The organism is Streptococcus sp. OH4692_COT-348 (assembly GCF_003859975.1).
Lineage (GTDB): Bacteria > Bacillota > Bacilli > Lactobacillales > Streptococcaceae > Streptococcus.
This window is the reverse complement of record NZ_RQZB01000036.1, coordinates 1-1,039: the sequence shown is the minus strand read 5'-3', so window position 1 is coordinate 1,039 and position 1,039 is coordinate 1. Positions and strand designations below refer to the sequence as shown.

Here is a 1,039-nt window from a genome sequence, read left to right as displayed (position 1 = left end):
GTTGACTGAGTGGCAAGGCATAAAGCTGTTTCAAGAGACTGGATACGTCTTCACTCGGACTAGCTTGATAGCTATTATCCACTTGTTGGCTAATACTTGGAGTCCATCTTCTGGTATTTGCCTCAACATTGCTTTGATTCGTTTGTCCATATGAACTACTATTTGATGCCTCTGATGAGCTGCTGCTAGAAGAATTTGTTGAAGGACGATACCCAACTGAGCTTGGCTGATTAGTTTTTCCAGCTAGGAAGACTCGAGCTGCAGCTAATTCACTGGCAGACAAGTCACTCTTAGGAATATAGTGGAAATGATTGCCATGAGGAACGATATAGGCATCACCCGTGTCCTCAATGATATCAGATGCATTAAAGATATAACCATCATCTGTTGTATAGCGGCCCTGAGCTCTGGCAGCGACTACTGCTTTATCGCTAGAACCACCTCCGTGATTACTACCGTGTTCCTGCTTCTGACGAGTGATTTCTTCTTTTGAGCGAACATTATCAGCATGCGCTGCATCCTTTAGATAGACATAATACTTACCATCTACCTTAATCACATAGCCACCCTTGATTTCATTGACAATGTCTGAATCCTTCAACTGATAATTTGGATCTTTCATCAGAAGTTCTTCACTGATGATAGCATCATAAGGAACCTTGCCATTATAGTAGTGATAATGGTCTCCATGAGAAGTCACATAACCTTGGTCCGTAATCTTGATAACAATTTGCTCAGCATTTATACCTTCTTTTTTACTGACTTCATCAGGTGTCAAAGTCTCTGCCTTTTGGCTTGGTTGGTTGCCATCAATGTATGAAACACGATTATTTTCTTTTACAGTTTGGGCTTGATGCAAACCTAGTTCATAAGCACAGACACTTAAAACAAGTGCTGCTGCTGACCCAGCTAGATATTTTTTATTGATTTTCATTCTTTCCTCACTTTAATTCTTCTGCTAAAATACTCATATTTTCTTCAAGATTTTCTAAATAAGTCTTGTCATTTTGTGGGTCTGCCTCTAAAGGATTCAGAGTTT

The 1,039-nt window shown here is 39.8% G+C and carries 1 protein-coding gene and 1 pseudogene; both read right to left on the bottom strand.

From position 1 onward, the window contains the following. A partial coding sequence (locus EII37_RS10695) for a pneumococcal-type histidine triad protein (protein ID WP_124788556.1) occupies nt 1-934 on the bottom strand: 934 nt, incomplete at its 3' end. 7 nt (nt 935-941) lie between these two features. Further along, nucleotides 942-1,039, bottom strand: a pseudogene (locus tag EII37_RS10690) (adhesion protein); the annotation flags it as partial.